This window comes from Paenibacillus silvestris (assembly GCF_009882985.1).
GTDB lineage: Bacteria > Bacillota > Bacilli > Paenibacillales > NBRC-103111 > Paenibacillus_E > Paenibacillus_E silvestris.
Map to the genome: position 1 here is coordinate 129,695 of NZ_WTUZ01000022.1, position 20,149 is coordinate 149,843.

Genomic DNA, 20,149 nt, shown 5'->3' on the forward strand with positions numbered 1-20,149 from the left:
ATTTGGCGCAGACCTATTTCTTCTATACGATTTCGGATGGGGAGAAGAGGGAGTACACCAATGAGGATCAGATTCCTGACTATGGGATTCAATCTATTCCGAGCCCGAAGGTCATCTCTTACCGGCAGGTTTTTGTGAACGGTGTGCTTCAGCCTCGAACGTTATATCGCATACGGGAAGGATCTTTAACTTTAACCTCAGAAGATGTTCCAGAAAAAGGAGTCCCCATCATTGTCCAAAGTATTCGCATCTATAGATAGCTATTGTGAATTAGGGAAGGGGGTGAATTTATGGTAGCGTCTCTGATTAAACTTTTTGTAACCGCCACAGCTACTGCACCAACGGCTACTGGAACTGAGGTTGAAACAACAGTAGATCCGGCTGTAACGAGATATATCGCAACGATTAATGCAGGTATGATAGCGGGAGGAAATACAACGATTCCGGCAGCAAGCTTTGTTGATGACGACGGCGATGCGGTAACCGTTCTTCCAGCACCGCCGACAGACGGTTACTTCAACGTATATGTCAACGGTATGCTGCAAGAGGGAGGATTATCAACCCTTACAACGGCATCTCTGGTTTTAGCCACTGATGAAGCAGTCGAAGATACGCCAGTCGTTCTTGAAGTGTCCGATTTCTCAGGTACGACCTCTACGGTTACCGTACAGCCGATAATTTCTGCACCGACAATTACGGTTATTGTGTAATACGAAAAACATCCCTCTAGCTTAGGCTAGCAGGGATGTTTTTGTGTAGCATAGCATTCAGTCCGATTCCTCGGGAGGAGGCTGGCTGATGTTTGGCCGAGGCAACCGCCCAGCACGCTGCATCGATTCTCGAAGCAAATATTCAATATGGCTGTTGACGCTCCGGAACTCATCCTCCGCCCAGCGCTCCAAAGCTTCATAGAGCTTGGGATCGAGTCGGAGCGCGAAGTTTTTCTTAGGAGCCATAGCGGTGCCCGTTTAGTAAAGCGAGCCGGTATTAATGACCGGACTCGCTGAGCGGTCCGATACAATGGCTACTAGCAAATTGTTGATCATGGCCGCCTTTCTCTCTTCATCCAAATGCAAACCTTCGGCTTCGAGGCGGGAGATGGCCATCTGAACCATGCCGACAGCTCCGTCCACAATCGTTTGGCGGGCGGATAGAATCGCTGAAGCTTGCTGACGCTGAAGCATCGCGCTTGCGATTTCTGTTGAGTAAGCAAGGTGAGTGAGACGAGACTCCATAACCTCCACGCCTGCAACAGAGAGACGATGTTGAAGTTCAAGGCTCAGCTCAGCGGCTACTTCATCCGCATTCCCGCGCAGGGAATAACCTTCGCTGTCGAAACGATCGTAAGGATACTTGCTAGCTACATGGCGGAGCGCTGTTTCACTCTGAATCTCGACGAACTTCTCATAACTGTCCACATCAAAGAGTGCTTTGTACGTATCAACCACTTTGAACACGACGACGGCGGCGATTTCGATCGGATTGCCCTCGATATCGTTGACTTTCAGCTTGACGCTGTTAAAATTGCGAACCCGCAAGGATATTTTCTTTCTGTTTGAAAATGGGACAATGAGCCACAAACCGCTCTTCCGGATCGTACCTAAGTAACTGCCGAAGAACGTAACAACGGAAGCTTCGTTCGGCTGAACAGCCGTAATCGTCGAAACGAAGATAATACCAAGTATGATTAAAATGATACCTGGCGCAATTCGTTCCTGTGTAAGGAGTAAAACCCCTAGTCCTCCGCCAATAATAAATAGCAAAATACCAAGAAATCCGTTAATTGACCAAGCTTGTTTTTCGTTCATGCAAGCAACACCCTTTCAAGTTGGAGTAGCGATTTCATTTAAATATTATCTTGATATAAATATGATATCACTTTTTACTAATAATGTAAATACAAGGGGAAAGGAAGATGATGTCATTCGTATATCTTGACACCCTTTTTGGGGCATGCTATAAGTTAATAAATTCCTAGTAGTGAGGTGCTCATGATGTTGAAAATTTCCGATGAACAAGTTTTTCAAGAACAAATCTCGCAACCTGGATTGACGGTTGCTGTTTTTAAAGCGACATGGTGCAAAGACTGCCACTTTATTAATCCCTTCATGCCAGCCGTAGAAGAGGCCTATGCGGGGCGGATTACTTTCGTTGAACTCGATCGTGACGAAGTGCCGGATTTGTGCGAGCAGCTGAACATTCTTGGTATTCCAAGCTTTATCGCCTTCCGCGAGGGCAAAGAGCTTGTGCGTTTCGTCAGCAAATTACGTAAAACACGTGATGAAATTGAGCAGTTCCTTGATCGGGCTCTTGAAGTATCGAGTGCTCTTGCTCCATAAATAGAGGGAAAAGAAACGGCTCTTCTCGGAGCCGTTTTTTTACAGTTTTCATATGAAAATCACAACTTCGCCACGAGTTTAGCCGAAGATCCGTGGTTTCAGAGCTTTGTAACAATTGCGAATGGATTTGCCAACTTTTTAAAGATATAATAAAAAACGAACCAAATTTAATTCGACAAGTTTTACAGAAGTCACGACGTAAAAGTAGGTGCAATCATGCAAAAATTGATTAAAAGGCTAGCGAATTTGTCCGCCATAGGCATGTTTCTCATTCTCGCAATGGGTGCCTTGGTTACAAAGGCCGACGCAGGCAGAGGCTGCGGAGACGAGTGGCCGCTATGTCATGGGAAATTCGTCCCAGCGCATACGATTTCTTCGTTTATCGAGTACAGTCATCGACTGGTTGTTGGTGTCGTGACGCTAATCCTGATTGCCACATTCATTTTAGTGTTTCGTTATGTCAAACGAAAAGACGCGAAATACTTCATCACCGGAACCGTTGTTATGACATTGGTACAAGCCGTAATGGGTGCACTCGCCGTCGTTTGGCCGCAGTCTTCACTTGTACTGGCACTTCATTTTGGCTTATCCTTGCTTGCGTTTGCGTTTTCCTTGCTGCTTGCGCTTGTGTTTACACCTTGGGGCCAATTTCAAAGAGATACAGCCATTCGCAGTTCCTTTAAGGCGTTCGTATGGATAACAGCGATCTACAGCTATATTGTTGTTTATTTGGGTGCTTTTGTCCGTCATACGGTATCATCAGGCGGATGTTCAGGCTGGCCCTTATGTAATGGAGAAGTCATCCCTGAACTTAGTGGCGCGACCGGCATTGTTTTTACTCATCGGATAGCAGCTTTACTTCTGTTTCTCTGCATTCTGTTCCTTTACTTACAGGCCAAACGTTACTACCAGAGCTCTGACAAATTGCGTTTTGGCAGCAAATGGGCACTCATCCTAGTTTCCCTGCAGGTTATCAGTGGAGCTGTTGTCACTTGGTCCATGGGGAATGAACTTGCTTATTTATTGACTGGCATGGTGCATGCCGTAATTGTTTCCTGTATGTTCGGATTTCTATGTTATTTATGCGTGCTTACGCTATATGATCGCAAAGCATAAGGCCCTGATGGGGCTGGCTTCTGGCAATATGAACAGAACGGTTTTGTGGGAGAAGAGGCCTTCCTATTTATAGAGAGGGCTATTTCTTTATATTTATGCCTATACTTACTTCTATTGTTGTTCCTGCGTAAAGCTTACTAAAAAAGGGGGTGTACCCATGCTGCGAGTATTGTTCAATGAACCCAAACGGGTAGACAGCGGACTTCTGCTGGAGGCCGGGAATGCAGTAAGAGTGTTTATCGAACATCTGGAATCGAAGGAACATCACCACACGGCTTCAGACTACCCGAAGTACCATCGGCAAGCGATCTGGAGTAAAGGGTTCATAGATGCTCTAGACGAGCTTGAGCAGAGCAAATACTGCTGTGAGCGTTATGCTGAGCATATCGATAAACTGTTCCTAGAGGATATGAACGCGCAAGAGATGGAAGCCTACCGGCTTTTCGTCTATTTTTTCAAAAATGCGTTTATTCGCCTATTTTCCATTTTGGACAAATTGGGTACATTCATGAATGATTTATTTGAGCTAAAAACAGAGGTGCTGAAGATAAGGTATTCCTACTTTACGGTATTGCGCAGAATGCATGAGAAGAAAATTCACGAGGCACTCGAAGTTCAGCTATATACGCTCAAAATGGATTATAAATCTCCGCTCGATCGACTGCGCAATCAACGCAATATGGAGATTCACTATATTAATGCCGAGATGCTGGATGATCTCATGCAAAAGGAACCTTATCCGGGGGACCGGATTCATGTCGAAAATGTAAAATCAAATGTCGCTGATCTCCAGCAGGGATTTGAAATGGTTTGCCGAACCTTAACTATAGCATTCTCTTATATTACGGCTAGTATTGCAAAGGGGTAAGGGGACCATGGAATTAAGAGGCCGAACGGTTCTTATTACAGGCAGTGCGAAAGGACTCGGCAAAATGACCGCCATCACCATGGCTAGACAAGGCTGCCAGGTGGCTGTTAATTATGTGAATAGTGAGAGGGAAGCCCATGAGCTTGTCCATCACTTACAAGATCTTGGTGTTCGTAGTATGGCTGTCCAAGGCGATGTCGCTAAGCGCGAAGACATTATACGCATGGTAGATCAAACAGCGACGCAGCTTGGCCCGATTGATATTCTCGTGAATAATGCAGGACCTTTTTTTCGGGAGCGGCGTTTTTTTGCTGACTATGGTGTCGATGAAATTGAATATTTAATGCGCGGCAATTTGCTTGGTGTTATGGAGCTTGATCAATTGGTGTTGCCGATGATGAGGGAGAAACGGTGGGGGCGCATTATCCATTTTGGATTTGGAAAAGCGGCTGAAGCCAGGGGCTGGACGCATCGCGCTGTATACGCGGCAGCGAAGGTAGGCCTTGTCTCCTTCACGAAGACGCTGGCTGAAGAAGAAGCCAGCCATGGAATCACCGTGAACATGATCTGCCCAGGCGACATTCGAGGTAAAAATAAAGAAAGAACGATGCAGGAGGCCCGTCTGGAAGTCGATGGCGAAACGCCTGTAGGTAGACCGGGGACTGGCGAAGATGTGGCTAGAGTCATCGAATTCTTATGTTTGCCAGCTTCTGATTTCATCACCGGCAACATCATGGATATATCTGGCGGGCTTGACCCCATTCAGCCGCTGCCGGTGCTTAATCAGCGTAAATAAGCTTAACAAAAAGAGCTTACCATGGAGGTAAGCTCTTTCTTATGATATAGTCGTATTAGAACACTTGCACGACTTCAGTTATACCTTCAACTTCTTCAACAAGTGCGCGTTCGATACCAGCTTTCAACGTGATCGTTGAACTTGGGCAGCTTCCACAAGCACCCATCAGTTTCAGCTTCACAATACCGTCTTCTACGTCAACGAGATCCACGTCACCGCCATCGCGTTGTAGAAAAGGACGAAGTTTATCTAAAACCTCAAGGACTTCATCATAAACAGCTTCTTTTGTTTTTTCAGACATTTGATTCATCTCCTTTCTTTTAATATTATATTACAATAATGATTAAATGAAAATGGTTTTCAACTTGAATATATCGACATAAGGTGGAATTTTTATTATGAGACCAATCATAGAGTTTTGCGCCAGCAACATGCACAATGGAACAGAGAAAGTCATGAAAGCACTAGAACAAAATCCTGACTTTGATGTCATCGAATATGGCTGTCTTGGTAATTGCGGACAATGCTACATGGAACCCTATGCGCTACTGAATGGCGAAATCATTGCCGCAGAGAACGCAGACCTGCTTCACGAACTCATTCTCGCAAAGATCAAAGATATTGAAGCCATGTACGATCTGCTAAGCGATTGACCCAAAACTTACCCGAAGTGGCGTTTCGATTTCCAGAGAACGCCACTTTTTAGCATGCGGGCAATTTTGCCTGTCATGAGTGTACGTTTGCCCATGATGCCGAATCCGCTTTTTTTGCCAAGTGAACCTAGTGTGCCTCTGAGCTTAATTTCACCAAGCCGCGGCGTTTCACCTTTCCATATCGCTTGCATCACTTCAGCAATCTGCTTGCCTTGTGCCTGCGCAGCTTGCGCACTTGGTGAGAATGGCAGGGAAGCACAGTCACCGACAACGTACACATCTTTGTGATCTGGAATTTGGTGATACTCATTTAACATAATACGCCCTTGGCGGTCTTTAGGTACGTTCAGAGCCTCAACAATTGGATTCGGCTGAATGCCTGCTGTCCAGATTGTCGCATCTGTACGAATGATTTCATCTCCGTTGTGCAAATCCCCGCCATCCAGACGGCATAGCGATACATTTGGACGAAGCTCAATGTGATGCTCCACCATCCATTCCCGCACATATTGCTGCAGGTTGCTTGGGAAAGCAGATAGTAGGCTTGGACCGCGGTCGATGAGTCGAATGTTCAGATCAGAACGGCTTTCTCTTAACTCCGCAGCCATCTCGACACCACTTAATCCGCCACCAATAATAGAAACTTGTCCATAAGGAGCAATATTGTTGATGTGTTGGTACGTAGCGCGAGTTTGTGCCAGTGTTTGAATGCTGGATGAGAACTCTCTTGCACCCGTGATGCCATGATAGCTATCTACACAGCCTAGACCAATTACCAGCCAATCATACGTTACAGGTTCTCTATCTTCAAAAAGAATTTCCTTTTTCTCCATATCCACCGAGGACACTTCTCCGTATGTTAGCAATAAACGAGGATCATCCGGGTAAGCCACTCGAATATGCGTTTCTGCAATTGTACCTGAAGCAAGTGCGTAATATTCCGTTTTTAATCCTTGAAAAGGACTGCGATCGATCATTTCCAGTATGGTATCTTCCGGTAAATCTTTCTCCAGCATGTTTAAGGCTATGGTCAGACCGCCATAACCTCCTCCGAGAATCACAAATTTTTTCATTACACTCCGTATCCCTTCTGTACTAATCTCTCTTCTCTATTATGACTAATACACTTTAATTTCATTATAAAAGGTGTCGCGTTCAACGGCTGTGCGTCCAGCACCTTGAATCAACCAAACCAGTTCGTCTCTTGTAAGACCTTCTGGGGATAATGCGCCAGCAGCGTGTGAAATTTTCTCTTTCACGATCGTTCCATGTGCATCAGAAGCACCGAAGGTAAAGGATAGCTGAGTCAACTTCGTACCAATATTAATGAAGTAAGCTTTGATATGAGGGAAATTATCCAGCATTAAACGGCTGATCGCGATGGTTTTCAGCTCATCCCAGGCAGGTACACGTCTTTTGAGGCCCGCGTTTTTGCTGGCAGGTTGGATGGAGTTCGGAATGAATACCAGGAACCCGTTCGTTTCGTCTTGCAGTTCGCGTAAAAGCATCATATGGCGAATGCGCTCTTCCTTCGTTTCAATCGATCCGTACAACATCGTTGCGTGAGTTTTCATACCCAGCATGTGCGCGTTGCGATGAACATCGAGCCACTCTTCCGAAGAGGCTTTCTCAACCTTCATTTTGGACCGGTAGCGCTCTGTTAGAATCTCGGCTCCGCCGCCTGGAAGTGTGGACAGACCTGCATCCATCAACGTTTTTAAGACATCTCGGTAACTTAAGCCACTGATGCGTGAGAAAAATTCAATTTCTGCCGCGGTATGCGCTTTGATTGTCACATCCGGGTAGGCATTCTTCAATTGGCGAATACAATCAACGTAATATTCAAAAGGCAGATGAGGATTATGCCCTTGGCTAATATGGAACTCTCTAATTTCTGGGTTAAAATGTTCAGCTACATAGTCTAACATTTGGCTTGGTGTAAGCGTATAGGCGCCTTCTTCGCCTTCATCTCGGCGGAAATGGCAAAAAGCACAATGCTCCTCACACACATTAGTGAAATATAAACTCATATTTTGTACAAAATAAACCTTGTTTCCGTTCAAACGTGTATTTACTTTGTTTGCCATTTGTCCTATGCTCAGAAGATCATCCGATTCATACAAAAACAATCCATCTTCCAAGGAAAGACGTTGACCGTGCTCAACTTTGTCGGCAATTTCTGCCATCCGTTTGATCGGGTCTGTGGTGATTACACTCATCTTAACTCCTCCTATGAAAATCAAAATAAAGCACATAAAGAATCGACGCATCCATCTGTTGAGGATCTCATGCGCCTTTTGCGGTGTGAGTGGCTCGCCTACCTGTCAGCCAGTTCGGTTCAGGAATTCACACTTATAGGGAGCTCTGAGTTTGGCTCAAAGGCTCTCTATGGTTCTTCAATATACGTACAACCCATCGTAATCATTATAAACCTCCATGTGGGAGGGGGCAATATGATGAACATGGACATAAATTGACAATCTAGGAAATCTATAAATTTTGCCGCCAAATTCGTAAAAAGGTTATTCCCAATATTAACAAATTCCTGTATACTATTGCAATGTGATTACGTAGGGTTAAAAGGTGATTATATCGTGCCAACATATTTCGTGACCGAATTGCAGGAACGATTAGATATAGCAATCGAACAGCTTCGAGGCCAGATGGTGGCATTAGGCACTGAATATGGTTTCCTGCATCCTGAAGTGCAACAGTGTAGTCGAGAACTGGATGAGTTGCTATTGCAATATTATGCGATACAACGCAAACAGTAAGCTCATGGAAACAATGGCTAGTCATGTATGCGCAACTGCCCTTGAGCAATAGAGCGAATAGGAGTATACTTGATAGTAAGCATTACGAAACTTATGGATAATGCCAGTTTTCCACGATGGGAAACATCAAGGAGGGATTTCCGTTATGATCAACATTAGCGAATCAGCGAGTGATAAGATTAAAGAACTTTTGGCTTCTGAAGAATCACCGAACCTGTTCTTGCGACTAGGTGTCAAAGCTGGCGGTTGCAGCGGCTTTTCTTACGGTATGGGCTTCGACGATGATCAGAAGGATGACGATAAAGAGTTTACCATTCACGGCGTGAAGGTTGTGGTGGATTCAGATAGCTCCAAATATTTGTACGGCGTCGAAATCGACTTCGAGGACAAAGGGATGGGCGGCGGTTTCACCATCAACAACCCGAATGCAGTAGCATCGTGCGGATGCGGGTCTTCCTTCAAACCAGCGGATTATGAAGGAACTCCTGAGCCTTGTGATGACAAGGTTGAAGCTTAATAAAAGATGAGAGTGGCTTGTAGCCGCTCTCTTTTTTTTTGCCCCTTTTGGACGAGCTTTGAAAGATTTAATCTTATTTTCATAAAACTCTGCTGAAGAAGGCGTATAATTGAAGTAAGTTCACAAACTTGACAAATTTAGATGGGAGTGATTGTGGTGAAACTTTTTAAAAATTTTCTGCAAGGATTTTTTTATGCTTTTATCTCCATTGGTGCGCTTCCCTTCTTATTGGTGAAAATGATCATGGAATCATTTTAAGATTAATGTATAGAAGCATCATGTCTTCTTTATTTATAAAGATCAAGAAGCAGCAGATTTTGCTGCTTCTTTTTTTTGACCTTACGGCACCGCACTCTGAGAAGCGGGAACTGTGGTCCCCTATTTTTTCAAAAACGAGGTATTCGGCTGGTGGGAGGGAACCGCAACCACCAAACCCCCGCGCACTCCGGAAGCTGTATCCAACCTTCCCTAATAACTTGCTGGGCTAAATCATCCCCAAAGAAAAATCGACTCAACCGCTCAGCCTCCTCTAAGCTGTCAAATTGATAATCCGTCCGAATCCACGTGTGGGACATGCCGTATTCTTTTTCAAGCAAATCGAAATAAGCACGCAAAAAACTCGGAGGACTCGGGACGGTTGATCCCGTTCCGAAATTCTCAAAAATAATAGCGCTGCCGCCAGGGCGTAGAACTCGCTTTATTTCCGCCATGACCTGGTGAATGTTTTCTTTCCAATTAGGATCGCCTGAGCTTCCTAAATAACAGATACTCCAGCCTGACACGATTAAGTCGTAGCTATTATCAAGGACAGGGAGATCACGGTGGTCGGCAACCCGTGTTGCCCAGTTAAGTAAGCCGGCTTCTTGCAGCTTATCTGCGGTTACTTGCAACATGGCTTCTGATGCGTCGATGGCCAAGATTGATTTGGCTTTTGGCGCCAGCACACGGGTCAATCTTCCAGAACCAGCGCCCAGGTCTAAGATGTCCAAACCTTCAACGGGTTGGATACTTTCAATTACATCATAGAGACTTGGCTGCTTAGAAATGAGCAAATCATACGTTTCCGCTTCTGATTTGTAAATGGCATCATGGTCAGGCATTGTTCAAACTCCTCCTTAGGTTAACGTTACACATCCATCGTAAGGATTGACGTTAGGAGAAGGTCAACATTTATTTAGCTAATGGATTGGAACCGCATAAACCACCGTGAGCAGCTCATTCAGCTGTTTATGTTTCGTGATATAACCGTTGTCATCAAACCAGCTGAGCAGCGAAGAGCTCATTGCGTAGTATTCATTAAGGATCAGCTGGATATCATCCGCTCTACCTTGGCGTTCTAATTTAGCTATGTACTGCTCTTTCTGCCATTCATTTTCGAACATTAAATCCGTGATACATATTCGACCGTGCGGTTTCAAGACGCGGCGCATCTCGCTTAGAGCTAATACTTTTTGTTCGTCCGAAATGTGGTGCAGGGCAAAGCTAGTGACAATAAAGTCGAATTGACCATCCAGATACGGGATGGCAAGAAAGTTCCCGAGTTTAAGCTCCATCTGCGGATATTTGCGTCCACAGTGCCTCAGCATTTCTTTGGATTGATCGATTCCCGCCATTGGAATGCCCTTATTTAGAAACTTCCCAGCTAGATTCCCCGTACCTGTCCCAATATCGAGACCCCGTTCACCAGCCTTTGGGGCAACCCAGTCGACTGTAGTCTGAAGGGCTTTCTCATAGTCCTTATATTCTCTATCATTATTAGCTACATTACTGTCATGCGTTAAGGCTTGATGGTCGAAATTCCATTTATCGTTCCAGTTCTTTCTGGTCTCTCTTAAACGTTTGGACCCTTCGGCGAGCATGAAAATGTCGTCTAATGGAAGTGTTGGTTGATATTTTAAAAGATCGATCATCGTATCCGTAGTTTCAATAATTTGTTTTAGCTCCAGCCACTGCGAAAAAATGATCGACCGCTGCATTTCCAAATAATACTGAAGCTGTTCCGTATCCTCGTCATCATCAGCTTGAGGCAATGCTTTTTTGATATCCTCAATCGTCATCCCAGCTTCTCTCAGAGAAATAATCGTTTGTAACCGCCATACTTCCTTTTCCGTAAATGTTCTATATAAGTTGTGCTCCTGTTTATGAGGAGAAATCAGCCCTTTTTGTTCATAAAAGCGAATCGTTCTTGGAGAAATGTTAAGCTTCTCTGCTAATTCTTTGATTTTCATCCTAAAATCAACCCTCCTTCCCCTACTAAACCTTAACCTAAGGTAAAAGTAAAGAGGGCTCTGATCCTTAACTCGAATCCTTATACGGGGAACCGTTTGCTCATCGAAGAATAAAATAGAATGAAAGAGTACTAGCTTGATGAACTAGGAGAAGGGGGTGAGTGCATGGTAACTAGACAAGCATTTATCGAGCTGATTGCTCCCATTGCTGTGAAACTTCGGTTGGATAATTCTCCGATATTTCCGTCCGTACGGATTGCGCAGGCAATTCTGGAGACAGGTGGGAAAGTGAATGCGTGGAACAATTTGGTAGGTTACAAGGTCGGCAGCGGTGTGCTTACGCCTTATTGGTCCGGTGACAGAGTATCGGCCTTGACTTGGGAGATGGTAAACGGAGTTCGTTACGATAATGTGCCTAGTGATTTCCGCGCGTATCCGACGATTGAGGCAGGTTTCCGGGATCAAGATCTCCTCTTTCAGTTCTCCCGATATGTCAGTGTAAGGAATGCCAAAAGCCCAGGAGAACAAACACAAGCTTTGCAAAACAGTGGATACGCTACGGATATCGCTTACGCAAGTAAGCTGAATACTTTGATACAAACCAATGGATTAACGCGATATGATGAGGAGGTTGTTGAAATGTTAGAACAGCTGCAAGCGCAAATAGCAGCCTTACAGACGAGAGTTGGCGCATTAGAGGGACAAGCGGCGCTTAAGGAAGTGCCCGTATGGGCCAAAACTGCAGTTGATGCGGCGGTTAAAGCAGGTCTTATTGATACTCCCAAAGATGGAAGCTATGATTTCTACCGATTGTTAACGGTGCTTCATCGCAAAGGAATTATCTAATCCACATAGTCAAAAAAAAGAGCCGCATGTGACGGGGAATCATTCCTAGTACACGATGCGGCTTTTAATTTTTACGTTCTCGCCATATTTAGCTTTCATAAGCTTTGTTTGATCTAGCATAAACGAATAGATTTCTTTCAAGCGGTTCTTTTTAGGCTTAATTGTTTCTTTGATTTCACCATTCAGTACAATATCGTAGACGATCATGGGCTTTCACTCCTTTAATTAACTTTCTAATACTATTGTAAGCGATGAATATTAACGGGCGATTAAAATTTCTTTTCAAATTTGTGAACTTCGTTAAGGAAAGATTAAGTATTCCGCGGATCTTTACAAATAAAGCGATCAATTTTTTTTATCGATATTGGAGCAGTCTAGCATGTGTATAACTTTATACACAGTATCCCCCAAGCAATCATACCGTTTAGGGGGGATATCAACAATTTACCCACAGGATATACACAACTTTCTGTGGATAAAGGAACAGTTGTTCTATTTTTAACCCCATGATAATATAATTACAAATTATAGAATAAAGGTGATTTCAGTGAGACAAATTAGCGACGAAACATTGATCGACTCTTATTACAAGGCACTGGATTTGAGATTAGAATCAGATTTTGTTGATCTATTGCTCGCCGAAATCCAGAGACGGAACTTGAAGCTGCAGGTCTACATCAGGGATGAAGCTCCGCTCAACTAGCGTATTTACCTTTTACCTCATCTACGAGAGTTTATTTCATAGATTTGGTATCTGGATAGTTAAACTGTGCATACAATCGGGGCAATTGAGCAAATGAAGGCATTTACCACCATGACTGGGCAGCATGCCATCCGAATCAGACATCGAGTACTCATCAATCTCCCGATAGGGGGAGTAGGGACCAAGGTAGTCGCTTAGTCTGCCGCCATCACACATAGCATGTGAACACACGGGGCATTCGGTGGTTAATTCCTGCAGGCCATTGCAAACCGGACATATAGATGACAAAGGGGTATTCCTCCTAATCCGAAGATTAGGTATAGAATACCCCTTTTTATGTAGAAAGATTATGATTAGAATTTCAAATTCGAACTGTGTCCTGGTGAAAGCTTAGCTGTCGGGTCAATATAAACTTTGGCGTTATTAATCGCTGTAGGTGCTTCACCGAAGCCAACAGCAATCAATTTCAATTTGCCCGGATACGTAGTGATGTCCCCTGCAGCGAAGATTCCCGGAATGTTCGTTTCCATTCTGGAGTCAACGACGATGGATCCGTTCTCAATGTTAAGACCCCACTCAGCGATCGGTCCAAGAGAAGATACGAATCCGAAATTAACAATAACAGCATCGACATCATGAACGGTTTCTTCGCCCGATTTGATATCTTTGAGTGTAACTTGCTCGATACGGTCGCTGCCTTGAAGCTTCGTAATTTCTGTAGGTGTTACGATATTTACTTTGGAGTTCATCAGGTTTTCAACACTGTGCTCATGAGCACGGAATTTATCACGACGGTGGATAAGGGTTACTTTCTCAGCAATTGGCTCGAGCATTAACGCCCAGTCAACCGCGGAATCGCCGCCACCGCTGATCAATACTTTTTGGCCGGCAAAAGCATTCAAATCGTTTACGAAATAGTGCAAGTTCTTTTTCTCGAATTGTGCTGCTTCCGGAAGTTCTAAGCGACGTGGTTCGAATGCGCCAACTCCGCCTGTGATAATAACCGCGCGGCTCGTGTGCGTACCTTTGTCTGTTGTAATTTCGAAGAGACGCTCTTCTTTCTTAACTACTTGATGTACTTTCTCTTCTAGGCAAGCATCTATAGGAAAGTGTTTCATTTGAGCTAGTAAGTTATTGACTAAATCTTGCGCCGTTACTTTCGGGAATCCGGCTACGTCATAAATGTACTTCTCAGGGTAAAGCGCGGCAAGCTGACCACCTAGTTGCGGCATGCTTTCAATAATTTTCACGGACGCATGACGCATTCCAGCGTAGAAGGATGCGAACATCCCAGCAGGTCCACCACCGATGACGATGATATCGACGATGTCTTGATTAGTTTCTTTCTCGATCATTGTTAAACTCCTCCGATTCATTTCCTTTGATGTGGCATTATTCTGAGAATTGCAAGAATTGCCACAATCATTATTCCATTATAAACGTCTCTTCTATTGAAGGAAACAGAAAAGTGTGATTTCTTTATATAAATCGCTTATAAATATGATAAGTAATGCTTACATTGGTTGGACAGGCCAGAAGCGGCTGTAAGCTTGATTTTAAGCCAAAATAGCACTTGATCTTTACTAATTTAAATTATATTATATCATGAGAATCGGTTTACCATGTTTAGACTAAATTTGTGTTTTTTGATGCTTTTTGATCATAAATCACTGCGTGTGAGAGCAAACTAGAGGCAGTATACCACTTTCGAAGCTGTTTGTGTAAATTTTCACAAGATAGAGAAACCATGGGACAATAAAATCGGATATGGAAGTGAGAGAGACATGAGTAGAATACCAAGAATCGTTATTCTAGGAGCCGGGTACGGCGGGATTCTTTCTGCAATTCGATTGCAAAAGGAACTAAACTACAACGAAGCTGATGTAACACTCGTAAACAAGCATGATTACCACTACATTACCACGCATCTCCATATGCCTGCTGCTGGGACAGATAATCCTGAAAATGCACGCGTGAACATTCTGAAATTAATTGATGAGTTCAAAGTGGATTTCGTGAAATCGACTGTTACCCAAATCCGTCCGCATGAGAAAAAAGTGATTCTCGAAGACGGTACGCTTTCTTATGACTACCTAGTTATCGGTCTTGGTGGCGAAGCTGAAACATTCGGTATCCCTGGACTCAAAGAAAACGCGCTGAATATCCGCAGTATCAACAGTGTTCGCTTCATTCGCGAGCATATTGAATATCAATTCGCGAAATACAAGCGCGAGCCGGACCGCAAAGATTACCTGACGTTCGTTATCGGTGGAGCTGGATTCACGGGTATTGAATTCATTGGTGAACTTGCAGATCGTATTCCACAGCTTTGCAAAGAGTTCGACGTCGATCCTTCCCTTGTGAAGATTTATAATATTGAAGCTGCTCCAACAGCGCTGCCAGGCTTTGATCCTGAGCTGGTTGAGTATGCGATGAAAATTTTGACAGACAAAGGCATCACGTTCAAAATCGGGACAGCGATTAAAGAATGCACGCCGGAAGGTGTTCTTATCGCAGGCGATGAGTTTATCAAAGCTGCAACGGTTGTTTGGACAGGCGGTATCCGCGGTAACCACATGCTCGATGAGGCTGGATTCGAAACGATGCGCGGAAGAATTAAAGTGGATGAGTACCTGCGTGCTCCTCAATTCGATAATATCTATGTTGTAGGCGACTGTTCGATCGTCATGAACGATGAAGGCAGACCGTATCCGCCAACAGCACAAATCGCGATGCAGCAAGGGGAAGCGGTTGCTCATAACCTGATTGCTTCCATTCGCGGTTCGCAAATGAAAACATTCAAGTTCTCCAACAAGGGTACCGTTGCTTCCTTAGGCAAAGGACAAGCCATTGGTATTGTTGGTTCCCGTAAACTCAAAGGTAATGTAGCAGCCATGATGAAAAAAGTGGTTGATATGAGGTACCTCTACATTATCGGCGGAATTCCGCTCGTTATTCGTAAAGGGCGTTTCTAGTCATCATTCGTAATCGGGGGGATCGCTATGCGGCACTGCAGTGTCCAAGTAAGAGGACTTCTTACCCGGGATGAGCTGGATCGTTACAATGGACTGATCGAGGTTGGTCATTTTCTGGAGACGGAGAAGCGTTACGATCATGTAGCTGTTGTACAAAAGGAAATTGATATTCTCATCCTTCCAGCCATCGAACGGTTGAAGGAAAAGAGTCGTCAGCGTGACCGTGATACCGAGGCGTATCTCGCACGCAAAGCGCAGCTGGAAGCCGAACTTGCAGCTGCGCTGCGCGACGACGATGATGAGGAATGAACCATAAAGAAAGCTTGCTCCTAGAGGGCAGGCTTTCTTTTTTTACTACAAAAAAGAAGGACAGACATGAGGTCCATCCTTCTGATTTATTTTAAATCGTAATGAGTTTAGCAAACTTCTCAGGTGTAAGCAGGTTGCCTACATAGAAATCACCGAATTCACCGAAACGTGCGCTCACTTCGTCAAAACGCATTTCATAAACGAGCTTTTTGAAATGCAGAGGATCATCGGAGAACAGCGTTACGCCCCACTCCCAATCATCCAGACCAACTGAACCTGTAATGATTTGTTTCACTTTGCCCGCATAGGTACGACCAATCATGCCATGGCTGCGCATCATCGTTTTGCGATCGTCCGCAGGGAGCATGTACCAGTTGTCATTGCCTTCACGGCGTTTATTCATCGGATAGAAGCAGATATGCTTCGCTTTAGGCAGAACTGGCTTCAAACGCGCTTGAATCTCTGGATCTTCCGCAGGATCAACCCCAGGCTTAGCCAGGTAACTGCTTAATTCTACGATAGAAACATAGGAATATACCGGGATTGTAAAAGCAGCGAAGCTGGATTTATTAAAATCATTTTCCAAATCGTTCAGTTCTTCTAATGTTTCGCGCAATTGCATGAATACAAAGTCAGCTTTCTGTCCAACGATGCTATATACGGCAGTACTGCCTAATTTATCGTTTTCAATTTGCTGCCACTCGGACAGGAATGTATTCAGCTCTTCCGTTGCATGTTTACGCTCTTGCGGGGTTGCGGCATGCCATGCGTTCCAGTCAATCATCCGGAAATCATGGAGCGCATACCAGCCTTCCAGCGTTTGTACGGCTTCACTCATGAGTGTTCCTCCATTCAAGGCTAATATCCCCTACATTGTATCCAATTCATGGGGAAAGGGCAAATGAACAAAGGGTGAATGTGGAAATGTTCAATTTGTGTACACTTTACCTGTGCGACCTCGTGGATTACAATGAAAAGAAAGCGGAAGTTGAGTTTCATAATTAGGGGGATCAGACATTGCTGCAGATGATTATCGCCACTGTCTTAATGATGGTGTTATTTTTTGGAATCGGTTTTATTTTGAACATGCTGATGAAAACCACATGGTTTCCACTCTATGCGTTCATCGCGCTGGTCATTGGTGTCGTGATTTACGGGTCAATGGGGTCAGCCTCTTTCCTATCAAGCGGGGATAGCTTTACGATTGTTGATATCGTTCCGGCTATCGGCGGTTTGGTTGGTGCTATTCTCAGCGGATCAGCGATTAAGACATTACGTATCAAAGGGTTTAAAATGTTCTAGTGTAATAATAAAAGGCAAAGCGGGCTACGATAAGGTGAAGTTCTTGAACTTGACCTTACGGAGGAGACGACTTTGCCTTTTGCCTATTTAAAAGGGACGGTTCTGAATTATGAGATTTCAGGAACCGGCACCCCCATCGTGTTCATTCATCCGCCTCTGTTGACCTCGGAGGCTTTCTTTTATCAAAAAAAACAGTTGTCTCAGCATTTTCAAGTGATCACTTACGATATTCGTGGGCATGGAGCCAGTCAAGCGTCTGAGCGTCCACTCAGCATTGAGTTAATGGCACGAGATGTTCGCATGCTGCTTGATGAAATCGGAATTGAACAGGCTTATCTTTGCGGGTATTCAACGGGCGCAATGATCCTACTGGAAGCGCTTCTAATGTATCCTGAGCGTTTTCTTGGTGGTATCGTGGTGAGCGGTATGTCAGAATTGACGGATGTGTATAACAAAATCAGGGTGTGGATGGCGTGTAATATGACCGGCCCGCATTTACTCATGGATCTATTAAAGAAAGCCATTACGAATGGAAATGCAGATACCACCGCAACCTATCGCCAGTTGTATGAAAGCTCGCAGAAAGACACGGCCGATGATGTGTGCATGTACTTTAAACAAGCCCGTTCTTACACCTGCACGCATCGACTCCGCAATATTAAGCACCCTATCTTATTAATGTATGGTACGAAGGATCGTTCTTTTCATCGTTACGCGAATTTGCTTCACCAAGGCCTCCCTCATAGCTCGCTCTATTTCTTAAAGGATGCTAAGCATCAAATCCCGATCAAGAGCGCAGCTAAGATGAATGATTTGATCCGTCTGTGGGTGGAAAGTCTGGAGGATCAGCATACGGAGCGGGGGCTGCTCGACTTGTCCATCGCGCGGAAAATGAATCCTGCCATGTATGGAGAGGACACCAGCGGAAGTGAGGAGCTGGGGATTTCACCTGATTGAATCACCGGTACGTGTGAATAAGCAAAGTAAGGGGTTGTCCAAAGGTCATAATTAGACCTTGAGACAACCCCATTTCTTTTATTCAAAATGTTCCAGAACAATTTTGCCTATCGTATGGCCTTCCTCAAGCATGGCATGCGCCTTGCGCAGGTTTGCAGCATTGATTGGCGCTAATCGCTGAGTCACTGTGCCGCGCAAAGATCCGTTATCGATGAGCTGGGCTACTTCATTAAGCAGGTTGTGCTGTTCGATCATGTCGGATGTTTGAAACATTGCGCGCGTGAACATTAATTCCCAAGCAAATGTGACGCTCTTATTTTTCAGTAGATTCATATTCAGAGCTTGATCCGTTTCTACAATGGAACAGATTTTCCCTTGCGGAGCGATTGCTTCAGCCATATTCTGCCAATGCTGATCTGTGCTGTTTAAGCAGAGGATATAATCAACGTTTGTAAGGCCGATCACGTTTAATTGAGCTAAGAAAGCTTCATAGTGGTTAATAATATGATCGGCTCCCTTCTCCTTCACCCATTGCGTGGATTCAGGCCGTGAAGCTGTACCGATAATAGTGAGTCCGGCAATTTTCGCGAGCTGCGTGGCGATAGAGCCCACACCACCGGCAGCTCCGATGATCAGTATGGTTTTGCCGGCGTTGTCGTCTGCATTTCGTGACACGCCAAGTCGCTCATAGAGAGCTTCCCAAGCGGTGATGGCTGTTAACGGCAGCGCGGCAGCATCGGCGAAGGTCAGCGATTTCGGTTTCTTGCCAGCGATGCGTTCATCAACGAGATGGAACTCGCTGTTGCCGCCGGGACGTGTGATGCTGCCTGCGTAATAGACCTCATTGCCCGGTTCAAATAAGGTGCAATCCGGTCCGGTTTGCTCCACGATGCCCGCGACGTCCCAGCCCAAAATGCGAGGTGCGTCTTCCGTTTTCTCTTTGGGAGCACGTACTTTCGTGTCTACGGGATTCACTGAAATAGCTTTGACCTTGATCAGCAGATCCTTGCCAGTGGGCAGCGGCTTCTCGATGTTCACGTTAATAAGGCTCTCAGGATGATCGATAGGTAGATAACGGAAAAGTCCTACAGCTTTCATCGTTTCTTGGGAAGTCATATGCTCATCTCCTCTAAATAATAGTTATCATGTTGTCAGTGTAGCCCATTCAATCTAAAATAGGAAGTACGCACATTGGTGTGGTATAGTATCAATTTGTATACTAAGGAGGTGCCAAAGTATTATGCGCGATCGCGAAAGCGGCTATGGCAGCACAGGAGATCGGGAAGGCTGCCCTGTAGAATATACATTAGATGTTATCGGGGGAAAATGGAAAGGCGTACTCCTCTATCACATGATCGATGGCACCAAAAGATTCAATGAATTCAAACGAATTTGTCCATCGATTTCACAAAGAATGCTAACCTTGCAGCTGCGTGAGTTGGAGGAGGATGGCATTGTCCATCGCGAGGTGTTTCACCAAGTACCACCCAAGGTGGAATATTCATTGACGGAGTTTGGCCAGACCTTGACGCCGATTATTTTATTAATGAAAGAATGGGGCAGTAAGTTCCAACAAAATTCGGAATGTTCCATCGAAAGCTGAGAAGCATCTAAGAAGCTATTCCAGCCAGCCGAAACGGTTGGTTTTTTCATTTTAGGTAATATTATCTTTCTCTAGTAGATACCAAGCATGTCGATTTTTGTGGTAGACTAGTAGAGAGAAACCGAGATGCCGGCAAGAATGGCAGGGTAATCGGTTGAGCCTA

General features: G+C 44.7%; 27 protein-coding genes. 16 read left to right on the forward strand and 11 right to left on the reverse strand.

The window, feature by feature from the left end:
- Positions 1-2: 2 nt before the first annotated feature.
- Together GQF01_RS21085 and GQF01_RS21090 are read left to right on the forward strand one after the other, a co-directional pair.
- Positions 3-260 carry a DUF4183 domain-containing protein gene (locus tag GQF01_RS21085; RefSeq protein WP_161408678.1) on the forward strand — a complete coding sequence of 86 codons (258 nt, stop codon included), beginning with the start codon at positions 3-5 and terminating at the stop codon, positions 258-260.
- A gap of 30 nt (positions 261-290) precedes the next feature.
- Entirely contained in the window at positions 291-710 is a 420-nt protein-coding gene (locus GQF01_RS21090; RefSeq protein WP_161408679.1) for a DUF4183 domain-containing protein, read from the forward strand.
- A 57-nt stretch (positions 711-767) separates the two neighbouring features.
- Here GQF01_RS21090 and GQF01_RS21095 read toward each other — a convergent pair whose 3' ends face one another.
- Entirely contained in the window at positions 768-956 is a 189-nt protein-coding gene (locus GQF01_RS21095) for an Arc family DNA-binding protein (protein WP_161408680.1), read from the reverse strand.
- A 12-nt stretch (positions 957-968) separates the two neighbouring features.
- On the reverse strand, positions 969-1,808 hold the full coding sequence (locus GQF01_RS21100; protein WP_161408681.1) for an SPFH domain-containing protein: 840 nt from the start codon (positions 1,806-1,808) through the stop codon (positions 969-971).
- A 186-nt stretch (positions 1,809-1,994) separates the two neighbouring features.
- Between GQF01_RS21100 and GQF01_RS21105 the strand changes: the two genes are divergently transcribed.
- The 4 genes from GQF01_RS21105 to GQF01_RS21120 all read left to right on the forward strand — a co-directional run bounded on the left by GQF01_RS21105 (position 1,995) and on the right by GQF01_RS21120 (position 5,119).
- Positions 1,995-2,339: a thioredoxin family protein gene (locus GQF01_RS21105; protein ID WP_161408682.1), complete on the forward strand. Its 345-nt coding sequence runs from the start codon at positions 1,995-1,997 to the stop codon at positions 2,337-2,339.
- A gap of 216 nt (positions 2,340-2,555) precedes the next feature.
- The gene (locus GQF01_RS21110) at positions 2,556-3,455 is read left to right on the forward strand and encodes a COX15/CtaA family protein (protein ID WP_161408683.1); all 900 of its coding nucleotides are present in this window, start codon (positions 2,556-2,558) and stop codon (positions 3,453-3,455) included.
- 157 nt (positions 3,456-3,612) lie between these two features.
- On the forward strand, positions 3,613-4,323 hold the full coding sequence (locus GQF01_RS21115) for a Cthe_2314 family HEPN domain-containing protein (RefSeq protein WP_161408684.1): 711 nt from the start codon (positions 3,613-3,615) through the stop codon (positions 4,321-4,323).
- A gap of 7 nt (positions 4,324-4,330) precedes the next feature.
- Positions 4,331-5,119, forward strand: coding sequence for an SDR family oxidoreductase (locus GQF01_RS21120; protein ID WP_161408685.1), 789 nt, complete (start codon positions 4,331-4,333; stop codon positions 5,117-5,119).
- A 55-nt stretch (positions 5,120-5,174) separates the two neighbouring features.
- Here the strand turns inward: GQF01_RS21120 and GQF01_RS21125 are convergent, their stop codons facing one another.
- Positions 5,175-5,420 (reverse strand): NifU family protein, encoded by a 246-nt coding sequence (locus tag GQF01_RS21125; protein ID WP_161408686.1) that lies wholly within the window; start codon positions 5,418-5,420, stop codon positions 5,175-5,177.
- 97 nt (positions 5,421-5,517) lie between these two features.
- Between GQF01_RS21125 and GQF01_RS21130 the strand changes: the two genes are divergently transcribed.
- Positions 5,518-5,772 (forward strand): YuzB family protein, encoded by a 255-nt coding sequence (locus GQF01_RS21130; RefSeq protein ID WP_145666778.1) that lies wholly within the window; start codon positions 5,518-5,520, stop codon positions 5,770-5,772.
- Positions 5,773-5,780: 8 nt separating this feature from the next.
- On the opposite strand, the gene GQF01_RS21135 is transcribed toward GQF01_RS21130, so the two are convergent.
- On the reverse strand, positions 5,781-6,845 hold the full coding sequence (locus GQF01_RS21135) for an NAD(P)/FAD-dependent oxidoreductase (protein WP_161408687.1): 1,065 nt from the start codon (positions 6,843-6,845) through the stop codon (positions 5,781-5,783).
- A 45-nt stretch (positions 6,846-6,890) separates the two neighbouring features.
- Positions 6,891-7,991 (reverse strand): aminofutalosine synthase MqnE, encoded by a 1,101-nt coding sequence (gene mqnE / locus GQF01_RS21140; protein ID WP_161408688.1) that lies wholly within the window; start codon positions 7,989-7,991, stop codon positions 6,891-6,893.
- Between the two features lie 390 nt (positions 7,992-8,381).
- On the opposite strand from mqnE, the gene GQF01_RS21145 reads away from it, so the two are divergent.
- Together GQF01_RS21145 and erpA are read left to right on the forward strand one after the other, a co-directional pair.
- Complete coding sequence (locus GQF01_RS21145; RefSeq protein WP_328803502.1) at positions 8,382-8,546, forward strand: aspartyl-phosphate phosphatase Spo0E family protein; 165 nt, start codon at positions 8,382-8,384, stop codon at positions 8,544-8,546.
- Positions 8,547-8,691: 145 nt separating this feature from the next.
- Positions 8,692-9,063: an iron-sulfur cluster insertion protein ErpA gene (erpA, locus tag GQF01_RS21150; RefSeq protein WP_145666784.1), complete on the forward strand. Its 372-nt coding sequence runs from the start codon at positions 8,692-8,694 to the stop codon at positions 9,061-9,063.
- A gap of 386 nt (positions 9,064-9,449) precedes the next feature.
- On the opposite strand, the gene GQF01_RS21155 is transcribed toward erpA, so the two are convergent.
- On the reverse strand, positions 9,450-10,163 hold the full coding sequence (locus tag GQF01_RS21155) for a class I SAM-dependent methyltransferase (RefSeq protein ID WP_161408689.1): 714 nt from the start codon (positions 10,161-10,163) through the stop codon (positions 9,450-9,452).
- Positions 10,164-10,241: 78 nt separating this feature from the next.
- Positions 10,242-11,291, reverse strand: coding sequence for a MerR family transcriptional regulator (locus GQF01_RS21160; protein WP_161408690.1), 1,050 nt, complete (start codon positions 11,289-11,291; stop codon positions 10,242-10,244).
- Positions 11,292-11,456: 165 nt separating this feature from the next.
- Here GQF01_RS21160 and GQF01_RS21165 point away from each other — a divergent pair, with 165 nt between their 5' ends.
- On the forward strand, positions 11,457-12,137 hold the full coding sequence (locus GQF01_RS21165) for a glycoside hydrolase family 73 protein (protein ID WP_161408691.1): 681 nt from the start codon (positions 11,457-11,459) through the stop codon (positions 12,135-12,137).
- A 45-nt stretch (positions 12,138-12,182) separates the two neighbouring features.
- Here the strand turns inward: GQF01_RS21165 and GQF01_RS21170 are convergent, their stop codons facing one another.
- Positions 12,183-12,344, reverse strand: a complete 162-nt coding sequence (locus GQF01_RS21170; protein ID WP_161408692.1) for a mechanosensitive ion channel protein MscL — start codon at positions 12,342-12,344, stop codon at positions 12,183-12,185.
- Between the two features lie 340 nt (positions 12,345-12,684).
- On the opposite strand from GQF01_RS21170, the gene sda reads away from it, so the two are divergent.
- Positions 12,685-12,840 (forward strand): sporulation histidine kinase inhibitor Sda, encoded by a 156-nt coding sequence (gene sda / locus GQF01_RS21175; protein WP_145666794.1) that lies wholly within the window; start codon positions 12,685-12,687, stop codon positions 12,838-12,840.
- A 353-nt stretch (positions 12,841-13,193) separates the two neighbouring features.
- Here the strand turns inward: sda and GQF01_RS21180 are convergent, their stop codons facing one another.
- Entirely contained in the window at positions 13,194-14,195 is a 1,002-nt protein-coding gene (locus GQF01_RS21180; RefSeq protein ID WP_145666796.1) for an NAD(P)/FAD-dependent oxidoreductase, read from the reverse strand.
- Between the two features lie 429 nt (positions 14,196-14,624).
- Between GQF01_RS21180 and GQF01_RS21185 the strand changes: the two genes are divergently transcribed.
- Together GQF01_RS21185 and GQF01_RS21190 are read left to right on the forward strand one after the other, a co-directional pair.
- Positions 14,625-15,815 (forward strand): NAD(P)/FAD-dependent oxidoreductase, encoded by a 1,191-nt coding sequence (locus GQF01_RS21185; protein WP_145666799.1) that lies wholly within the window; start codon positions 14,625-14,627, stop codon positions 15,813-15,815.
- Positions 15,816-15,842: 27 nt separating this feature from the next.
- Positions 15,843-16,124 carry a hypothetical protein gene (locus GQF01_RS21190; RefSeq protein WP_161408693.1) on the forward strand — a complete coding sequence of 94 codons (282 nt, stop codon included), beginning with the start codon at positions 15,843-15,845 and terminating at the stop codon, positions 16,122-16,124.
- Between the two features lie 91 nt (positions 16,125-16,215).
- Here the strand turns inward: GQF01_RS21190 and hemQ are convergent, their stop codons facing one another.
- Positions 16,216-16,962 (reverse strand): hydrogen peroxide-dependent heme synthase, encoded by a 747-nt coding sequence (hemQ, locus tag GQF01_RS21195; protein ID WP_161408694.1) that lies wholly within the window; start codon positions 16,960-16,962, stop codon positions 16,216-16,218.
- A 179-nt stretch (positions 16,963-17,141) separates the two neighbouring features.
- On the opposite strand from hemQ, the gene GQF01_RS21200 reads away from it, so the two are divergent.
- Together GQF01_RS21200 and GQF01_RS21205 are read left to right on the forward strand one after the other, a co-directional pair.
- Positions 17,142-17,426, forward strand: a complete 285-nt coding sequence (locus GQF01_RS21200; RefSeq protein ID WP_161408695.1) for a YuiB family protein — start codon at positions 17,142-17,144, stop codon at positions 17,424-17,426.
- A 72-nt stretch (positions 17,427-17,498) separates the two neighbouring features.
- On the forward strand, positions 17,499-18,383 hold the full coding sequence (locus GQF01_RS21205; protein ID WP_161408696.1) for an alpha/beta fold hydrolase: 885 nt from the start codon (positions 17,499-17,501) through the stop codon (positions 18,381-18,383).
- 78 nt (positions 18,384-18,461) lie between these two features.
- Here GQF01_RS21205 and GQF01_RS21210 read toward each other — a convergent pair whose 3' ends face one another.
- Positions 18,462-19,499, reverse strand: a complete 1,038-nt coding sequence (locus tag GQF01_RS21210) for a zinc-binding alcohol dehydrogenase family protein (RefSeq protein ID WP_161408697.1) — start codon at positions 19,497-19,499, stop codon at positions 18,462-18,464.
- A gap of 124 nt (positions 19,500-19,623) precedes the next feature.
- Between GQF01_RS21210 and GQF01_RS21215 the strand changes: the two genes are divergently transcribed.
- Positions 19,624-19,986, forward strand: a complete 363-nt coding sequence (locus tag GQF01_RS21215; RefSeq protein WP_161408698.1) for a winged helix-turn-helix transcriptional regulator — start codon at positions 19,624-19,626, stop codon at positions 19,984-19,986.
- The last annotated feature ends 163 nt before the right edge of the window (positions 19,987-20,149 follow it).